Origin of the sequence: Sphingomonas sp. ASV193, from assembly GCF_040203355.1 — a bacterium.
In the GTDB taxonomy this organism is placed as follows: Bacteria; Pseudomonadota; Alphaproteobacteria; order Sphingomonadales; family Sphingomonadaceae; genus Sphingomicrobium.
Map to the genome: position 1 here is coordinate 438,471 of NZ_JBEHBW010000001.1, position 17,814 is coordinate 456,284.

At 68.4% G+C, this 17,814-nt stretch carries 15 protein-coding genes and 1 pseudogene; 4 read left to right on the forward strand and 12 right to left on the reverse strand.

Annotated elements, in window-relative coordinates:
* Positions 1 to 40 precede the first annotated feature (40 nt).
* Positions 41 to 520, forward strand: coding sequence for a peroxiredoxin (locus ABDK56_RS02275; RefSeq protein WP_349806438.1), 480 nt, complete (start codon positions 41 to 43; stop codon positions 518 to 520).
* Between the two features lie 115 nt (positions 521 to 635).
* Positions 636 to 1,040, forward strand: coding sequence for a hypothetical protein (locus ABDK56_RS02280; RefSeq protein WP_349806439.1), 405 nt, complete (start codon positions 636 to 638; stop codon positions 1,038 to 1,040).
* Here the strand turns inward: ABDK56_RS02280 and ABDK56_RS02285 are convergent.
* The 10 genes from ABDK56_RS02285 to ABDK56_RS02330 form a co-directional block, all read right to left on the reverse strand.
* Positions 1,037 to 1,810 carry an alpha/beta fold hydrolase gene (locus tag ABDK56_RS02285; protein WP_349806440.1) on the reverse strand — a complete coding sequence of 258 codons (774 nt, stop codon included), beginning with the start codon at positions 1,808 to 1,810 and terminating at the stop codon, positions 1,037 to 1,039. The two genes, ABDK56_RS02280 and ABDK56_RS02285, sit on opposite strands and share 4 nt — an antisense overlap.
* The gene (locus tag ABDK56_RS02290) at positions 1,807 to 2,244 is read right to left on the reverse strand and encodes a GFA family protein (RefSeq protein WP_349806441.1); all 438 of its coding nucleotides are present in this window, start codon (positions 2,242 to 2,244) and stop codon (positions 1,807 to 1,809) included. The genes ABDK56_RS02285 and ABDK56_RS02290 overlap by 4 nt, the downstream gene beginning before the upstream one ends.
* Positions 2,241 to 2,720, reverse strand: coding sequence for a YybH family protein (locus ABDK56_RS02295; RefSeq protein WP_349806442.1), 480 nt, complete (start codon positions 2,718 to 2,720; stop codon positions 2,241 to 2,243). The genes ABDK56_RS02290 and ABDK56_RS02295 overlap by 4 nt, the downstream gene beginning before the upstream one ends.
* A 99-nt stretch (positions 2,721 to 2,819) precedes the next feature.
* Entirely contained in the window at positions 2,820 to 3,851 is a 1,032-nt protein-coding gene (locus ABDK56_RS02300; protein ID WP_349806443.1) for an aspartate-semialdehyde dehydrogenase, read from the reverse strand.
* A gap of 56 nt (positions 3,852 to 3,907) precedes the next feature.
* Positions 3,908 to 6,145, reverse strand: a complete 2,238-nt coding sequence (locus ABDK56_RS02305; protein WP_349806444.1) for a S9 family peptidase — start codon at positions 6,143 to 6,145, stop codon at positions 3,908 to 3,910.
* 100 nt (positions 6,146 to 6,245) lie between these two features.
* The gene (gene rplS, locus ABDK56_RS02310) at positions 6,246 to 6,638 is read right to left on the reverse strand and encodes a 50S ribosomal protein L19 (protein ID WP_349806445.1); all 393 of its coding nucleotides are present in this window, start codon (positions 6,636 to 6,638) and stop codon (positions 6,246 to 6,248) included.
* A 15-nt stretch (positions 6,639 to 6,653) separates the two neighbouring features.
* Entirely contained in the window at positions 6,654 to 7,376 is a 723-nt protein-coding gene (gene trmD, locus ABDK56_RS02315) for a tRNA (guanosine(37)-N1)-methyltransferase TrmD (protein ID WP_349806446.1), read from the reverse strand.
* On the reverse strand, positions 7,373 to 7,813 hold the full coding sequence (locus ABDK56_RS02320; protein WP_349806447.1) for a GFA family protein: 441 nt from the start codon (positions 7,811 to 7,813) through the stop codon (positions 7,373 to 7,375). Before ABDK56_RS02320 ends, trmD begins: the two co-directional genes overlap by 4 nt.
* Positions 7,810 to 10,467, reverse strand: coding sequence for an alanine--tRNA ligase (alaS, locus tag ABDK56_RS02325; RefSeq protein WP_349806448.1), 2,658 nt, complete (start codon positions 10,465 to 10,467; stop codon positions 7,810 to 7,812). Before alaS ends, ABDK56_RS02320 begins: the two co-directional genes overlap by 4 nt.
* A gap of 86 nt (positions 10,468 to 10,553) precedes the next feature.
* Positions 10,554 to 11,486 carry a hypothetical protein gene (locus tag ABDK56_RS02330; RefSeq protein ID WP_349806449.1) on the reverse strand — a complete coding sequence of 311 codons (933 nt, stop codon included), beginning with the start codon at positions 11,484 to 11,486 and terminating at the stop codon, positions 10,554 to 10,556.
* Between ABDK56_RS02330 and ABDK56_RS02335 the strand changes: the two genes are divergently transcribed.
* Positions 11,382 to 12,335, forward strand: coding sequence for a hypothetical protein (locus tag ABDK56_RS02335; RefSeq protein WP_349806450.1), 954 nt, complete (start codon positions 11,382 to 11,384; stop codon positions 12,333 to 12,335). The genes ABDK56_RS02330 and ABDK56_RS02335 overlap by 105 nt on opposite strands.
* 340 nt (positions 12,336 to 12,675) lie before the next feature.
* A pseudogene (gene mtgA / locus ABDK56_RS02340) lies at positions 12,676 to 13,410 on the forward strand (monofunctional biosynthetic peptidoglycan transglycosylase); the annotation flags it as partial.
* Positions 13,411 to 13,649: 239 nt separating this feature from the next.
* Here the strand turns inward: mtgA and ABDK56_RS02345 are convergent.
* Together ABDK56_RS02345 and dnaE are read right to left on the reverse strand one after the other, a co-directional pair.
* Positions 13,650 to 14,303: a YoaK family protein gene (locus ABDK56_RS02345; RefSeq protein ID WP_349806451.1), complete on the reverse strand. Its 654-nt coding sequence runs from the start codon at positions 14,301 to 14,303 to the stop codon at positions 13,650 to 13,652.
* 3 nt (positions 14,304 to 14,306) lie between these two features.
* Positions 14,307 to 17,765 carry a DNA polymerase III subunit alpha gene (dnaE, locus tag ABDK56_RS02350; protein ID WP_349806452.1) on the reverse strand — a complete coding sequence of 1,153 codons (3,459 nt, stop codon included), beginning with the start codon at positions 17,763 to 17,765 and terminating at the stop codon, positions 14,307 to 14,309.
* Positions 17,766 to 17,814 lie beyond the last annotated feature (49 nt).

A 17,814-nucleotide genomic window follows, 5' to 3' on the forward strand; every position in this document is an offset into this window, starting at 1 on the left:
GCGCCTATCTGCGGCTCACCCCTTACAAGGAGCATGAACGATGACGATCAAGGTCGGCGACACGATCCCCGATGTGCCGGTAACCCTCGCGACCCCCGAAGGCCCGATCCCGGTTCGCACCGGCGACTATTTCAAGGGCAAGAAGGTGGCGCTGTTCGCGGTGCCGGGGGCCTATACCCCGACCTGTTCGGCCAGGCACCTGCCGAGCTATGTCGAAAAGGCCTCCGAGCTGAAGGGCAAGGGCGTCGACGAAATCGTCGCGACCAGCGTCAACGACGCCTTCGTGCTCGGCGCTTGGAACAAGGACCAGGGCAGCGAGGACATCACCATGCTGGCCGACGGCAACGGCGATTTCGCCGAGGCGCTCGGGCTGGGCATGGACGCGTCGAAGTTCGGCATGGGCCAGCGCAGCCAGCGCTATTCGATGATCGTCGACGACGGCAAGGTCGCGTCGATCAACGTCGAGCAGCCGGGCGAATATGCGGTGTCGGGCGCCGACACGATGCTGGGCCAGCTGTAAGGCGCAAAACCGCTCACTCGGCAAAAAGCCGTAATTTTGCGACGACGGCGGGGAGCGTGGCGCCCCGCCGTTCGTTCACTCCTCACATCCAACCATCAGCGTGAGGAGTTTTTCGATGGCTACCACCCGTACCCGCAAGTCCGCGCCGAAAAAGGCGAACGCGAGCCTGCCGGCGCGCACCGTCCGCACCGTTCGGACACGCCCCTACGTCAGCGCGGGGATCGCCACCGGCGCGATCACCGCCGTCGCGGCGATCGCCGCGGGCGCCTATTTCTTCCGTAAGAGCGGCAAGAGTGCCGGCGAGATCGGCGAGCAGATTTCGACCCGCGTGAAGGACGGCCTCGCCGAGGCGGGAAGCCGCGCGCGCGTGCTGGGCGACAAGCTCGGGCTCGAGACGGCGACTCCGACCGACAAGCTGGCCGACGCCGGGCGTTCGCTGAAGGACGCCGGGACAAAGGCCAAGAACATCGTCGACGACACGATCGACGAACAGACCAAGGCGGGCGCGGTCGCCTACTAAAGCGGCTCGTCCAGATAGTCGGCGATGGCCCGGCCGAATTCCGGCCGGGTCACGCTCGACATGTGCGTACCGGGGATGGCGATGTAGCGCGCGCGCACAAGCGCCCCGGCCAGCCTTTCCGCCGACCCATTGTCATGATCCTCGGTCCCGCAGATCACCGCGGTCGGCATGGTGAAGGCGTCGAGCCATTCGGGCCGCGCATTTTCGAACGCCGCGAGCAGGTGACTTGCCGCGATCCGGTCGATCTTCATCGTCTTCATGAACTGGACCGTGAACCAGCGCTCGTCGCCACGCTCGATCGTGTCGAAATCGCGGATCGTGTCGACGAAGAAGTCCTTGCGCCGGATCCAGCCGAGCAACCCTTCCAGCCCCGCCCCGCCGAGAATGGCGCGACGCGGCCGTAGCCCTTCGCCGACTGACTGAACCACCGTCCGCGCGCCGAGCGAGAAGCCGCCGAGGTCGTAGGTACCCTCGACCAGATGGAGCTGCGCGATCAGCTCTCTAAGGTCGGCGGAAAGGCGGCCGGGGGGATAGTCGCTGGCCGAATGCGGGGCCGACGAGGCGCCGTGCGCGCGGAGGTCGGGCATGACGACGCGGAAATTTCGCGCGGCGAGCGCCTGAGCGGTGCCGAACTTGATCCAGTTGACCACCGAGTCGGAGAAAAGCCCGTGGACGAGCACCACCGGGCGACCGCTGCCGACCTCGCGATAGGCGAGCTCGACCCCGTCCGACGCGGTCCAGCGCTGAACGGGCGGAAGCGCCTCGCTCATGGCGTCGGCAATCCCGCCGACGCCCAGCGGCTGGTGACGCTGTCAATCTCGCCAACCGGTTTTTCGGGCAAGCGCGACGCGTCGAGGAAGGCACGGTTGATGCTGTCGCTGCAGTAATTGGCGATCGGCCGAAAGCGCGCCGGCTCGTCGAACGCGGCGACCGTGAGGTCCATCTGGTCGCTGTCGTTGAACGCGAAGCCGAGGCTGGTGCCGCAGCTCGCGCAGAACGGCCGGCGGGCGATCGGCGAGGAGGCATACCAGTCGGGCTCCCGCCCCCACCTCACGGCGTCGCGGGCGATGCCGATCATCGCGAGGCTGACGCTGCCGCTGGCGCGCTGGCACATGCGGCAATGGCAGAGATAGGCCTCGTCGCTGTCGACCTCGGCCTCGAACCTGACCCGGCCGCAGGCGCAGCCGCCGGTCATTGACGTCATTGCGGCGCGCCCGTCGGGGTCGGCGGCATCGACACATGCTCTGCGACGATCTTCCACTGCTTGTCGTTGCCGCGGTGGAAGACGTCGGTGAAGCGCGCGCTGACCCGCGGCCGCGCATTACCCGCCTGGACGGTGAAGCTCTCGATCCCCGACGAGACGAACGCGTCGGGGCCGACGATGTTGATCTGGCGATTGGTGACCCGGTAGTCGGCGGGCTTCATCGACGCGAAGGTCTTCGCCCAGCCGGTCTGGACCTTGCGGTCGGTGGTCGGGGTCGGGTCGGACCCGTCGATCATCGTCGCGCCGTCGGCATAATGGCTCATGATCGCATCGACGTTGCCTCCGGTGAAGCTCGCCTCGGCCTGCTCGGCGACCTGCCGCGCCTCGGCATCGGTCACCGGCGAAGCGCCCGACGGGCCGGCGTTCTGGCAGGCGCCCGCCAGCAGCATGATCGCCAGTGCGGCCTGGATTCGCATGGTTCGCTCCTCTCGCTGCCCGCGTCGACGCGGGTTCCGTGTCGACACAAAGCGCGTCGCCGACGCCGGGTTCCCGCCGGCCTCCGGCCCTCGCGAGGCTTAGTCCGCCTTTTGCAGGTGCCGCCGGCCGAGCAGTTCGGCGATCTGCACGGCGTTCAGCGCCGCGCCCTTGCGCAGATTGTCGCTGACGCACCACAGCGACAGGCCGTTGTCGACGGTCGGGTCCTCGCGCACCCGGCTGACGAAGGTGGCATAGTCGCCGACGCATTCGACCGGGGTGACGTAGCCGCCATCCTCGCGCTTATCGACCAGCATCACGCCCGGGGCCTCGCGAAGGATCGCCTGCGCGTCGGCGGCGCTGAGCTCGTTCTCGAACTCGATGTTGATCGATTCGCTGTGGCCAACGAACACCGGCACGCGGACGCAGGTCGCGGTGACCTTGATCTTCGGGTCGAGGATCTTCTTGGTCTCGACCACCATCTTCCATTCTTCCTTGGTCGAGCCGTCGTCGAGGAAGACGTCGATGTGCGGGATGACGTTGAAGGCGATCTGCTTGGTGAACTTCTTGGGCTCGTTCGAATCGCCGACGAAGATGTTGCGCGACTGCTCGAACAGCTCGTCCATCCCCGCCTTGCCCGCGCCCGACACCGACTGGTAGGTCGAGACGACCACCCGCTTGATCGTCGCCGCGTCGTGCAGCGGCTTTAGCGCCACCACCATCTGCGCGGTCGAGCAGTTGGGATTGGCGATGATGTTGCGGGCGCGGTAGCCGTCGATCGCTTCCGGGTTCGCTTCGGGCACGATCAGCGGAACGTCGGGGTCCATGCGGTAGGCCGAGCTGTTGTCGATCACCGTGCAGCCCGCCGCCGCCGCGATCGGCGCATATTTCTTGCTGATGTCGCCGCCGGCGCTGAACAGCGCCATGTCCCAGCCCGAAAAGTCGAAATGCTCGAGGTTCTTGACCTTCAGTTCCTCGCCGCTGTCGCCGAAGTCGATGATGTCGCCGGTCGAGCGCGGGCTGGCGACCGCGGCGACTTCGGCGAGTGGAAAGTGCCGTTCGGCGAGGATATTCAGCAGTTCACGACCGACATTGCCGGTCGCCCCGACGACCGCGACCCGATAGCCCGACATGGCGTTTCATCCTTCTTGTGCGTTGCAGCACGCCGTGACGGCTGCTCCGCCCAAAGTCAACGCGGGCCGGGGCCGACGCCGTTGCGCTTGAGGAAGTTCAGGATGCCCTGCCAGACCGAGACGCTGACCTTCGGGCCGGCGACGCGGTGGGTGTAGCCCGGGTAGACCGCCATTTCGAACGGCACCGCCGCCCCCTGCATCTTGGCGAACAGCGCGCTCGAATTGGGGAAGACGACGTTGTCGTCGCTGAGCCCGTGGATGACGAACAGCGGGTCGCGGATGCCGAGCGACTGTTCGACCGCGTCGGACGCGGCATAGGCCTGCGGCACCTGGCGCGGGTCGCCCATGTAGCGCTCGGTGTAGGCAGTGTCGTACAGTTCCCAGCGCGTGACCGGCGCCCCGGCGATACCCGCCGCATAGGTGCCGGGATTGGTCTCGAGCATCTTGAGAGTCATGTAACCGCCATACGACCAGCCGTAGATCGCGACCCGGCTGGGATCGACGAACGGCAGCGTCTTGACGAAGTCCGCCCCCGCCTTCTGGTCGGCGACCTCGACCGAGCCCATCGCGTGGTAGATCGGCTTTTCGAACGCCACCCCGCGATTGGCCGAACCGCGATTGTCGATCTCGAAATAGACGTAGCCCTGCTGGACCAGATATTCGGTCAGCGGGTTTTCGAACCCCTTGGTCACCGTCTGGCTGTGCGGACCGCCGTAATGTTCGAAGAACACCGGGTAGCGCTGGCCCGGCTTCATGTTCGGTGGGGTGATGAGCTTGTAATAGAGCGTGTCGCCGCCCGGCCCCTTGATCGAGCCGTTGCGCGCGAGCTGGTGCGCGGCGAGATAGGGGGCGTAGGGGTGGCTGGCGTCGAGCCGGTTCTCGGCGATCCACGCGATCCGCTTGCCGTCGCCGTCAGCGAGGTAGGATTGCGCCGGCTGGGTCGCCGAGCTTCGCCCGACGATGAGCCGCGTCCCCTTCTTGTCCATCGACGCGCCATTGACGAACGCCGGGTCGGTCAGGCGGACCGGCGGCGACGCGGTGCGATAGCTGGTGCGATAGACCTGCTGCGCGAGCGGATCCTCGGCATTGCTTTCGAAATAGACGCTGCCCGTCGCCTGGTTGACCCCGGCGATTCCCGCGACCGGGCCGGCGAGACTGGTGAGCTTGGTCCACTGCCCGCGGTCGAAGCGATAGAGCTGCGCGAGCCCGGTGCGTTCGGACACCCAGATCAGGCTGCCGTCGTCGAGCCATTTGTAATCGGCGAGGTTGATCCAGTGGCCGGGGGCGGCACGTTCGGAAAAGAGCACGCGGCTCTTGCCGGTTACCGGGTCGATCGCACGCATGTCGAGCCGGTCCTGCACGCGGTTGAGGATCTGGGCGTAGAGGGTCTTGCCGTCCTTCGCCCAGTCGACCCGCGCGAGGTAGATGTCCTTGTCGGGCCCGAGGTCGGCGGCCACCTTGCGGCCACCGTCGGGGCTGATGATCTCGAGATGGGGGACGATGTTGGGCGTCCCCGCCGCCGGGTAGCGCTGTTCGAAGGTGGTCGTCTCCTCGGCTCCGATCGAGGTACGGGTGACGACCTTGACGTTCGATTCGTCGTACCATTCGACCGCGATCCGCGTGTCGTCGGGGTTCCACCAATAGCCGGTGAAGCGGTCGAGTTCTTCCTGCGCGACGAATTCGGCCTCGCCATAGTGGATCGTCCCGCCGCCCGGCGTGATCGCCTTGGGTTTTGCGCCGACCTTGCCGACCCACAGCTTCTGCCCGCTGACGAAGCTGACGTAATTGCCCTTTTCGCTGATCGCGGGGTTGAGCTCGCCGTCCTTGCTGTTGGTCAGCCGGGTGACCTTGCCGTCGAGCGAAGCGAGGTAGAGGTCGCCGTCGAGCGGGACGAGGATCGCCTTTGAATCGGGTGTCCAGCCATAGTCGAGGATGCCCTTGAGCCCGCCCAGACGCTTGCGCTCGAGCTGCATCTTCTCGGCCTCGCTGAGCGCGGCGCCGGTGCCGACCTTCTGGCTGTCGACCAGCATCCGCGCCTGTCCGGTCGAGGTATCGACCGCCCACAGGTCGTAGCGTTCGCGGTCGTCGGCGCGATTGCGAAGCTCGGTCAGGATCCGGCCGTTGGGGGACAGCTTGACCCCGCGCGGGGCCTGGCCGGTCAGCGAGGGCGAGGCGAACACCCGGTCGAGCGTCAGCGGCTGCTCGCTCACGCCGGGCGGGACGGGCAGGCCGGCGAGCGCCGAGGTGGCCGACAGCAGGGCGCCAAGCGCGAGCGAAGTGCGGGTAAGAGTCATCGGCAAACTCCGGGCAAGGAAAAGGGCGCCCGGAAAAGCCCCCGGACGCCCCTATCTCTAGCGGTGACGAAAGGGCTGTGAAGCCCCGTTCGTCGAAAGCTTATTCGCCCTTCTTGGCGGCTTCCTCGCGCTTCGGGTCGCGACGCTCGGCGATGCGCGCCGACTTGCCGCGGCGACCGCGCAGATAATAGAGCTTGGCGCGGCGAACGGCGCCCTTGCGCACCACCTCGATCGAATCGACGTTGGGCGAATAGAGCGGGAAGACGCGCTCGACGCCCTCGCCGAACGAAATCTTGCGGACGGTGAAGTTCGAATTCACGCCCTTGTTGGCGCGGGCGATGCACACGCCTTCGTACATCTGGACGCGGCTGCGCTCGCCTTCGACCACCTTGACGCCGACGCGAAGCGTGTCGCCCGGGCGGAACTCGGGGATCGCGCGATCGGCGGTGAGGGCCTCGACGGCTTCGGCCTCGAGGGTCTGGATCAGGTTCATTGCTCTTCTCGTTTCCTAATCGTCACGCCGCGCGCCAGAGGGCGACGACCCCTGCCCGCCCCCATGGCGTGCAATCAGGTCCGGTCGCCGTGACCGTGTATCCTCGATTGCCCTGGCGTGGCGCCATGCGGCAATCTTCGCATGATCCCCCGATCGCAGCACTTCGGGGATCGTGCGTCCTTCCCATTCCACGGGTCGGGTGTAGTGCGGATATTCGAGAAGCCCCGTTTCGAAGCTCTCCTCCTCACCGCTGGAGGCCGCGCCCATTACCCCGGGGAGCAGCCGAACGCAAGCGTCGAGCAGGACCAGCGCGCCGAGCTCGCCGCCCGACAGCACATAGTCGCCGATCGAGACCGGCTCGATGGGGCGCGCCTCGAAGATCCGCTCGTCGAACCCCTCGAACCGGCCGCACAGGATGATCGCCCCCTCGCCGCTCGCCAGCTCGCGCACCCGCGCCTGGGTCAGCGGCGCGCCGCGGGGAGTCATCGCAAGGATAGGGCGTCCATCGGCCACCGCGTCGATCGCCGCCGCGAGCACGTCGCAGCGAAGCACCATGCCCGCGCCGCCCCCGGCCGGCGTGTCGTCGACCGTGCGGTGCTTGTCGATCGCATGATCGCGAATGTTGCGCGCCTCCAGCGACCACGTACCCTCGCCCAGCGCCCGGCCCGCCAGCGACACGCCGAGAGGCCCCGGGAACATCTCGGGATAGAGGGTGAGGACGGTGGCGCGGAAGGTCATTCGGCAGGCGTGTAGCGCAGCCACCCGGCGATCGGGCGATAGTTCGCCCCGGCGTCATTGGGGTGGACTCGGCCTTCGTTGACGACGATGTCGGGAAAATCGAACGGCGACAGGCCCTCGAGGCAGGCGACGTTGACCCCATATTCGTCGGGGTTCGAGCGGCGCTTGTGGTGGGTGTAGATGCCGCAGGCCCGGCAGAAATGATGCTCGGCGACCCCGCTGTTGAAGCGATAGGTGGCGAGCTGGTCGGCGCCCTCGGTTACCTTGAAGTTCCCGATCCGCGAGGTCACCGCGACCGCCCCGCGCATTCGGCAAATCGAGCAGTTGCACCGCCGCGCCGAGGCGAGGCCTTCGGGCAGGAAGGCGGTGAAACGGACCGCGCCGCAGTGGCAGGCGCCGTCGAGCGTCAGCGGCGCGGACGATGGCGGGTCGATCACGCCCCGCCCGTGGCGAGCGCGTCGCGCACCGCTTGCAGCGCCGCGTCGGCCTTCGCCCCGTCGGGACCGCCGCCCTGCGCCATGTCGGGGCGTCCGCCGCCTCCCTGCCCGCCGAGCGCGGCGACCGCCGCCTTGACGAGGTCGACTGCCGAGGGCTTGCCCGCCTTGTCGGCGGAGACCCCGACCGCGACCGAGGCGCGGCCGTCGTTGATCGCGACCAGCGCGGCTACGCCCGAGCCGACCTCGCTCTTCATCGCGTCGACGGTCGAGCGAAGTTCCTTGGGATCGAGGCCTTCGACCACCCGCCCGAGGAAGGCGGTGCCGCCGACATCCTCCGGCCCGGTCGCGTCGGCCATGCTGCCCCCGCCCATCGCCAGCGCCTTTTTCGCCTCGGCAAGCTCGCGTTCGAGCTTGCGGTTGGCGTCGGCCAGCGCGGCGATCCGCGCGGGGACCTCGTCGGGCGAGGCCTTGAGGCTCGCCGCGGCCTCGCGCAGCTTCTGGTCGCGGCCGTTGAGCCAGGCGAGCGCGCCTGCCCCGGTCAGCGCCTCGATCCGGCGGACGCCCGAGCTTACCGCGCTTTCGGCGACGATCTTGAACAGCGCGATGTCGCCGGTGGCATCGACGTGGGTGCCGCCGCACAGCTCGACCGAATAGCGCCGGTCGGCGCCCTCGCGGCCCATCGACAGGACGCGCACCTCGTCGCCATATTTCTCACCGAACAGCGCGAGCGCGCCCGCCGCGACCGCGTCGTCGGGGGTCATCAGCCGGGTCGAGACCGGCTCGTTGGCGCGAATCTCGGCATTCACCTCGGCCTCGACGCGGGCGATTTCGTCGAGGCTGAGCGCCTTGGGGTGCGAAAAGTCGAAGCGCAGCCGGTCGGGCGCGACGAGGCTGCCCTTCTGGGTCACATGGCCGCCGAGCACGTCGCGGAGCGCGGCGTGGAGCAAATGGGTGGCGCTGTGGTTGGCGCGGGTCGCGGCGCGGCGCTCGGCATCGACCGACTGGGCGAGCGTGTCGCCGACCGCGACGCTGCCGCTGGCGACGCGGGTGCGGAGCGCGTGGAGCTTGCCGAGCGGCTTCGACGTGTCCTCGACGACGCCTTCGAAGCCCTTGAGCGAGCTCAGTTTTCCGGCGTCGCCGACCTGTCCGCCGCTCTCGCCGTAAAAGGGCGTCTGGTTGAGCACGAGGGTGACCGTCTCGCCTTCTCCCGCCGTTTCGACGCGCGCGCCGTCCTTGACGATCGCCTGCACCACGCCCTCGCCGTCATGCCCGACGTAGCCGGTGAACTCGGTCGCGCCGACTTCCTCTGCGAGGTCGTACCACAGCTCGTCCGAGGCCTTTTCGCCGCTGCCCTTCCACGCCGCGCGGGCGCGTGCCTTCTGCTCGGCCATCGCCGTGTCGAAGCCGGCGCGGTCGACCGCGATGCCCTTGGGGCGAAGCGCGTCCTCGGTCAGGTCGTAGGGGAAGCCGTAGGTGTCATAGAGCCGGAACGCGGTCTCGCCGGGGAGCGTGCCGCCGGCGGCCATCCTGCCGGTCGCCTCGTCGAGCAGCCGAAGCCCGTTGGCGAGCGTCTGGCGGAAGCGGGTCTCCTCCTGCAGCAGCGTCGCCTCGATCAGCGGCTGGGCGCGCTGGAGCTCGGTGAACGCCTGCCCCATCTCGGCGACCAGCTGCGGCACCAGCCGCCACATCAGCGGGTCCTTGGCGCCGAGCAAATGCGCGTGGCGCATCGCTCGGCGCATGATCCGCCGAAGCACGTAGCCGCGCCCCTCGTTCGACGGAAGCACCCCGTCGGCGATCAGGAAGCCCGAGGCGCGCAGGTGGTCGGCGATCACCCGGTGGCTCGCCATCCGCTCGCCCTCGGCCTTCGTATGGGTCAGCTCCTCGCTCGCCGCGATCAGCGCCTTGAACGTGTCGGTGTCGTAATTGTCGGTGACGCCCTGGAGCACCGCCGCGACGCGCTCGAGCCCCATGCCGGTGTCGATCTGCGGCTTGGGCAGGTCGCTGACGATGACGTCGTTTTCCTGCAGGTGCTGCATGAACACGAGGTTCCATATCTCGACGAAGCGGTCGCCGTCCTCGTCGGGACTGCCCGGCGGGCCGCCGGGGATATGGTCGCCATGGTCGAAGAAGATCTCCGAACAGGGCCCGCTCGGCCCGTCGGGGCCCATCGCCCAGAAATTATCCTTGGTCGGGATGCGGATGATCCGACTGTCGGGCAGCCCGGCGATCCGCTTCCACAGGTCGAATGCCTCGTCGTCGGTGTGATAGACGGTCGCGATCAGCCGGTCGGGCGAGAGTCCCCATTCCTTGGTCAGCAGGCCCCACGCCAGTTCGATCGCGCGTTCCTTGAAATAGTCGCCGAACGAGAAATTGCCGAGCATTTCGAAAAAAGTGTGGTGACGCGCGGTATAGCCGACGTTGTCGAGGTCGTTGTGCTTGCCGCCCGCGCGGACGCACTTCTGCGAGCTGGTCGCGGTGGTGTAGGGCCGCGTTTCGAGCCCGGTGAACACATTCTTGAACGGCACCATCCCCGCGTTGACGAACATCAGCGTCGGGTCGTTGTGCGGGACGAGCGGGGCCGAGGGCACGACCTGGTGGCCGTTGGCCTTGAAATAGTCGAGGAAGCCGCGGCGGATATCGTTGGTCGACGTCATGGCCCGGCAGATATGCGGTAAGCCCCGACGCGGCAAGGGAGCGGCCGCTCGCGCGACCGCTCCCTCGTTTCACCTACAGGCCGGCGTCAGGCGTAAGCCGGGATCGCCTGCTGGATCAGGCCGGTGCCGGGGTCGACCTGGTAGATGTAGCCGTCCGCGTAGCGATAATAGTCGTTCGACGTGTCGTAATAGCGATCGCGATACGCCAACGGCACATTGTAGGTGCTGTAGGCGACCGGCATCGGCTGGCCGACATTGAACCGCTGCCCGCTCAGCAGCGCGACCAGCGCCTGGATGACCTGCGTCTGCGGGTCGACCTGGTAGATCGCGCCGTTGGCGTAGCGATACTGCCACTGCGGCGTGTCGGCATAGACCGACTGGTAGGCGAGCGGCACGTTGTAGGCCGGGTAGGCCGCGGGCCACGGGCTGCCGACGTCATACTGGTCGCCGTAGATCGGGTAGCGCGCCGCAATCCGCCGCGTGCCCGGGTCGACCTGGTAGATGTAGCCGTCGCCGTAGCGATACCAGCGGTCGGGCGTGTCGTAATAGCTCGACCGATAGGCCATCGGAACGTTGTAGACGCCGTAACTGGCGGGCATCAGCGAGCCGACGCCGAGGCCGAGCCCGTTGCCGCTGAGCAGCGCGACGAGCGCGGTGATCAACTGGGTGCGGGCGTCGATCTGGTAGATGCCCGACCCGTCGTAGCGGTAATAATAGTCGGGCGTGTCGTAATAATAGTCACGGTAGCCGAGCGGCACGTAGCTGCTGGCGTAATTGACCGGCCACGGGTCACCGATGCCATAGCCGCCGAACAGCGGGATCAGCCCGCTCACCGCATTGTCGTAGCGATTGATGCGGTAGAGATAGCCGAGATTATCGTCGTAGCGGTAATAATAGCTCGGCGTGTCGGCATATTGCGCCTGATAGTAGACCGGCACCGGCGCATAGTTCTGGATCGCCTGCGGCGCGAACCGCTGGCCGATCCGGACGATCTGCTGGTTGCCATAGTCGACCGCCATCGGCCGCATCTGGCGCGAGGCGAACAGGTCGACGCCCGGCCGGGTACGCGCGGCGAAATTGGCGATCTGCTGGCGCTGGTCGCCCTGCGGGACGAACGCCATCCGCGGCTGGGCCTGGTCGAGCGGGCGCGAGGCGAGCATCGCCGAGCGCATCGCCTCGCGGCGCTGAAACGCCTGGCCGCGGTCGAACGAGGGCTGGGGCTGCTGGCGCGCGGCGATCATCTGCTGCTGGCGCTGGGCGATCATCGCCTGGCGGTCGAACCCGCCGCGACGATCGACCTGCTGCGGGCGAGCCAGCGCCTGACGCTCGAATCGCTGCTGGAACTGCGGACGTTCCATGCGCTGCGCCTGACCCTGCTGGAACTGCGGACGCTCCATGCGCTGAGCCTGACGCTGCTCGAACTGCGGACGCTCCATGCGCTGAGCCTGACGCTGCTGGAACTGCGGACGTTCGAAACGCTGCGCCTGCCGCTGCTGGAACTGCGGGCGCTCGAAACGCTGCGCCTGCCGCTGCTGGAACTGCGGGCGCTCCATACGCTGCGCCTGCCGCTGCTGGAACTGCGGACGTTCGGCCCGCTGCTGAAACTGCGGGCGCTCGAAGCGCTGCGCCTGCATCTGCGGGCGTTCCTGCCGCATCTGCATCTGCGGACGCTGCATCTGAATCTGCGGGCGCTCGGCGCGCTGCTGCATCTGCGGCCGCGCCTGCTGCGGCTGAGGCGCCTGCCGCTGCTGCTGCGGGCCGCCGTCGCCGCCGTTGCCGCGACCATGACCCGGCCCGGCGATCGCCGGCGAGATCATCGCGATACCGGCGACGCCGGCGATAAGAACTTGTTTGCGGGTCATGCATGACCTCCTTGTCGTTATGCAAAATCGTTTCAAATCAACGCCCCAGCATAGGCTTCGGGGCTTGGCGCAGCATGAACCGGGCGCTCCGTCGGCTCGACTGGTCGCGAATCGCGCGCGCCTTGTCCCCGATTCGGGGCCGCAAATTCTTTTGCGCGAGCGCATTTGGCCCTTGCGAGTCGCCGCGAAAGATGCTCTAACAATCGGGTGGTAGCGAACTTCGGTTCGAAACCATGGAGCCCCGGGAACTTCGGTTCTCGGGGCTTTCGCGTTTTTGGGCTTTCTCGCCGCTTCGCCCTTTGAAGGCGGGGCTTTCTTTTTGGCGGTGCCTCGCTAGCAAGCCGCGATGGCCAAGCGTCCCGCCTCCGCCGTTCCCCGCTTCCAGCGTCCGCGCCGCCCGGGCTCGTCCCGCGGCTTCCGACCGTTCCGCTTCCTCGTGAAGCTCCTCTTCGGGCTGCTGCTGTTCTCGGTCCTGTGGGTGCTGGCCTATCGCTTCGTCAATCCGCCGATCACCGCGACGATGCTGGGCGACATCGCCGCCGGGCGCGGCGCGACCCGCCAGTGGATGAGCCTCGACGTGATGGACCGCGACATGGTCCGCGCCGCGATCGCCGCCGAGGACAGCAAGTTCTGCAGCCATCACGGCTTCGACGTCGACGCGATCGAGGACGCGATGAAGCGCAACGCCTCGGGCGGGCGGATCCGTGGCGGATCGACGATCAGCCAGCAGACCGCGAAGAACGCTTTTTTGTGGCAGGGCGGCGGCTATGCGCGAAAGGGCGTAGAAGCGTGGTTCACCTTCCTGATCGAGCATCTGTGGACCAAGCGGCGGATCATGGAAGTCTATCTCAACATCGACGAGACCGGGCTCGGCACCTACGGCGCCAACGCCGGGTCGCTGCGCTATTTCGGCCATGACGCGAGCGCGATGACCGCGGTCGAGGCGGCGCGGCTGGCGGCGGTGTTCCCGTTACCCAAGGCGCGCGAGGCGGTCGCCCCGACCGGCTTCACCCGCCGCTACGGCAACATCATCGCCGCGCGCATTCCCGCCGTCGCGGCCCAGGGGCTCGACGCCTGCGTCTATCGGGGCGCGGCGCCGCCGAAACCCGCGGCGAAACCGAAAATCAGCGTCAAGCCGGTGGCAACGCCAGGGGCCGATTACGAAACCGATCGTCCGCCGCCGCCGCCGGCGACCGGAAGCGTCGACGACGCGGTCGAGCCGCGCGAGCCGGAGACATCGGCAACGCCCGCCTCGGTTCCGGAAGCCGAGCCTTCGCCGACCGCTGCGCCGCCGACCGACCAAACGACGCCCGACCGTAATCAGGCCGGCTCGGTCCCCTGACCGGTCGGGTCGCGTCGGCGAAGCACGAGCGCCACGATGGTGATCACCGCCGCCGCCAGCGCATAGTTCACCGTCCAGTCGGTCCGCGCGAGCGCAGCGCCGAGCAGCGCGCCTGCCATCAGTGCGCACCACATGCCGAGATAGGGAAGGCAATCGCGCCACGGCCGGGCGCCGGCGATGGCGTCGGCGAGCCGCTGGCCGAAGCGAACCAGCGTGCCGGTCACATAGCCGATCGCGATCGAGGCTTCGCCGCCGCGTCGGAACGTCAGGTTGATCGCGCCCATCGCTACCGCCGCCAGCGCCGCCGCGACACCGGACGCCCCGGCGACATGCGCCGCGCCCGCAGCGATCAACAGGGTCGCGACGAGCAACAGGGCGGTCCCGGCTCGACGCGCGACCCGCTCGACCAGGGTCGCGACGATCACGCCAAAGAGGAAGCAGCTGATCAGCAAGGCGGCGAACAGGGCGACGGTGGGGGCACTCCCGAGCAGGACCGCGAGCTTGGTCGAATTGCCGGTCATGAATGAAACGAACAGCCCGTGACTTTCGAGGTAGCCGGTCGCGTCGACGAGGCCCGCGACCCCCGCCAGGAGATAGGCGATTCGCCGGTCCTCGCGCGCGTGACGCTCCAAGCCCTAGCCGACCAGCGCCAGTCGCGGCGGCTCCTGCGCGCTCAGTCGCACCGCGCCCTCGCCAAGCAGGCGAACGAGCCGGGCGGCGAGTTCGGCATCGAGCAGGTAATCGCGGCCGAGCGTAACGCCAGCAACTCGCCCGTCCGGCAAGCCGACGCTCGCCCGCACCACCCCGTTCCCGCCGCGCGATTTCGAAAGCTCGTCGGCGACGGCCGCGACGCGCGAAGGATCGTCGATCGTCAGCTCGAGCTGGAGCCGGGTGCGACGCGCGAGGCTGTCGAGCCGCTGAAAGCTCTTGACCGTGACGCGCGGGATGTCGTCGCCGGGCCGGCGGTCGAGCTCGACGGTCATCAGCCCGCAATCGCCGCTTTTTGCCGCGGCTTCGAGATCGGCGGCGGGCTCGTCGTCGAACGCGGTCGCCTCATATTGTCCGCTGGCGTCGGACAGGGTCGCCGTCAGGAAGCGCCGCCCCTTCTGCGACACGCGCCAGCGCGCGCCCTCGACCAGCGCGGCGAGCGTCGCGCCCGAGCGGCCCTCCATCGTCACCGGCGCGGCGGCGAGTTCGGCGAAGCTCTTCACCCGGTGCGCGGCGAGCAGGTGGCGCTGCGCATCGACCGGGTGCGCCGAGAAGAAGAAGCCGAACGCCTCGCGCTCGGCGGCCATCCGCTCGGCGAGCGACCAGGTCGCGGCGGGCAGCCGGATCGCGGCGTGGCTCGCCTCGCTCGGCCCGCCGAACAGCCCGTGCTGCCCGCTGGTCCGCTGGTCGTGGGCGGAGGCGGCATGGGCGAGGATCGTCTCGGCCCCGGCGAACACCGCGGCGCGATCGGGGTGGAGCGAGTCGAACGCCCCGGCGGCCGCGAGGCTTTCGAGCTGGCGGCGGTTGAGCAGCCGCGGGTCGATCCGCGCGGCGAAATCGTCGAGCGAGGTGAACGGGCCGTTGGCCGCCCGCTCCTCGACCAGCGACTCCATCGCTTTCTCGCCGACCCCCTTGAGCGCGCCGAGCGCGTAGCGGACGCTGAGCCCGTCCTGCCCCTCCTCGACCGAGAAAGCGGCCTCGGCGGCGTTGATGTCGGGCGGCAGGCAGCCGACCCCGCTGCGGCGCATGTCCTCGACGAACATCGCCAGCTTGTCGGTCTGGTGGATATCGTAGCTCATCGACGCGGCGAAGAACTCGGCCGGGTGATGCGCCTTCAGCCAGGCGGTGTGATAGGCGACCAGCGCGTAGGCGGCGGCGTGGCTCTTGTTGAAGCCGTAGCCGGCAAACTTGTCGATCAAGTCGAATAGCTCGTTGGCCTTGGCTGGCCCGATGTCGTTCGCCGCCGCGCCCGAAACGAAGCGCGCGCGCTGCGCGTCCATCTCGCTCTTGATCTTCTTGCCCATCGCGCGGCGCAGCAGGTCGGCATCGCCGAGGCTGTAGCCGGCAAGCACCTGCGCGGCCTGCATCACCTGTTCCTGGTAGACGATGACCCCGTAGGTCTCGGCGAGGATCTCCTCGAGTAGCGGGTGCGGATAGGCGATCGCCTGCCGCCCGTTCTTGCGGTCGCCGAACAGCGGGATGTTGTCCATCGGACCCGGGCGATAGAGCGCGACGAGCGCGATGATGTCGCCGAACGCGGTCGGGCGGACCTGCGCCAGCGTCCGCCGCATGCCTTCGGATTCGAGCTGGAACACGCCGACCGTGTCGCCGCGCTGGAGCAATTCGTACACCGCCGGGTCGTCCCACGGCAGCGCGGCATAATCGACCTCGATCCCGCGCAGCGCGAGGAGGCGCTGGCCCTCCTTCAGCACCGACAGCGTCTTGAGGCCGAGGAAGTCGAACTTCACCAGTCCCGCCGCCTCGACATATTTCATGTCGAACTGGGTCACCGGCATGTCCGAGCGCGGGTCGCGGTAGAGCGGGACGAGCTGGTCGAGCGGGCGGTCGCCGATCACCACCCCGGCGGCGTGGGTCGAGCTGTGGCGCGGCAAGCCTTCGAGCTTCATCGCGAGGTCGAACAGCCGCTTGACGTCGGCATCGCCGCGCACCTCGGCGGCGAGTTCGCTGACCCCGTTGAGCGCGCGCTCGAGCGTCCACGGGTCGGTCGGGTGGTTGGGGACCAGCTTGGCGAGCCGGTCGACCTGGCCGTAGCTCATCTGGAGCACGCGCCCGGTGTCCTTGAGCACGGCGCGCGCCTTCAGCCGCCCGAAGGTGATGATCTGGGCGACCCGGTTGCGGCCGTACTTGCCCTGGACGTAGGCGATCACCTTGTCGCGGTGGGTTTCGCAGAAGTCGATGTCGAAGTCGGGCATCGACACGCGCTCGGGGTTGAGGAAGCGTTCGAACAGCAGCCCGAGCGCGAGCGGATCGAGGTCGGTGATCCGAAGCGCCCACGCGACCATGCTGCCCGCGCCCGACCCGCGCCCCGGGCCGACCGGGATGTCGTTGTTCTTCGCCCACTGGATGAAGTCCGCGACGATCAGGAAGTAACCCGAAAAGCCCATCCGCTGGATGACGTCGAGCTCGTAGGCGAGCCGCTCGCGATAGGGGCCGCGCGCTTCCTCGGCGACGCCGGCGAGCCGCGCGTCGAGCCCCTCCCCGGCCTCGCGCACGAGCATCTCGTCCTCGTCGTCGCTGAGCCGCGGCAGGATCGGCCTGCGCGCAGGCGCGGCCACCGCGCAGCGGCGGGCGATGACGGCGGTATTGGCGAGCGCCTCGGGCAGGTCGGCGAACAGCGTCTCCATCGCCGAAGCGGGCTTGAGCCACGCCTCGGCCGAGCTCGTCTTGCGGTCGTTGCTTTCGACATAGGCCGAGGCGGCGATGCACAGCATCGCGTCGTGCGCGGGGTGGAACGAGGGCTCGGCATATTGCGCGGGGTTGGTCGCGACCAGCGGGAGGTCCATCACATAGGCGAGGTCGACCAGCCGGGCCTCGGCGGCCTCCTCGACCGCATCGCCGCGGCGGCTCAGCTCGACGTAGAGCCGGTCGGGAAACTGGGCCGCGAGCCGCGTGGCATAGGCCTTCGCCTTGCCGTCCTGACCGTCAGCGAACAGGCGGGCGACGGCCCCCTCCCCGCCCGCGGTCAGCGCGATCAGCCCGCCGGTCATGCCGTCGAGCGCGGCGAAGGGGACGTGCGGCTCCTCGCTCAGCGGCCGGTCAAGGTGCGCACGGCTGACCAAACGAGTGAGATTGTCGTAGCCGGCCTCGTCCTGCGCAAGCAGCACGAGCCAGTCGATGACGCCCGGCGGCCCGATGTCGTCGGGGCGCGCCACCGCCAGCGTCGCGCCGATGATCGGCTGCACCCCTTCGGCGAAGCAGGCGTCGCCGAACGCCATCGCCGCGTAGAGACCGTTGCGGTCGGTCACCGCGATCGCCGGGAATCCGAGCTTGGCCGCGTGCTTGGCGATCGCCTTGGGCTCGATCGCGCCGTCGAGCATGGTGAAGGACGAAAAGACTCGAAGCGGGACGAACGGCGCGGCGGACATGGTCCCGGTTATGGGCGCTCGGGCGGCGCGCCGCAAATCGCCGGCACCG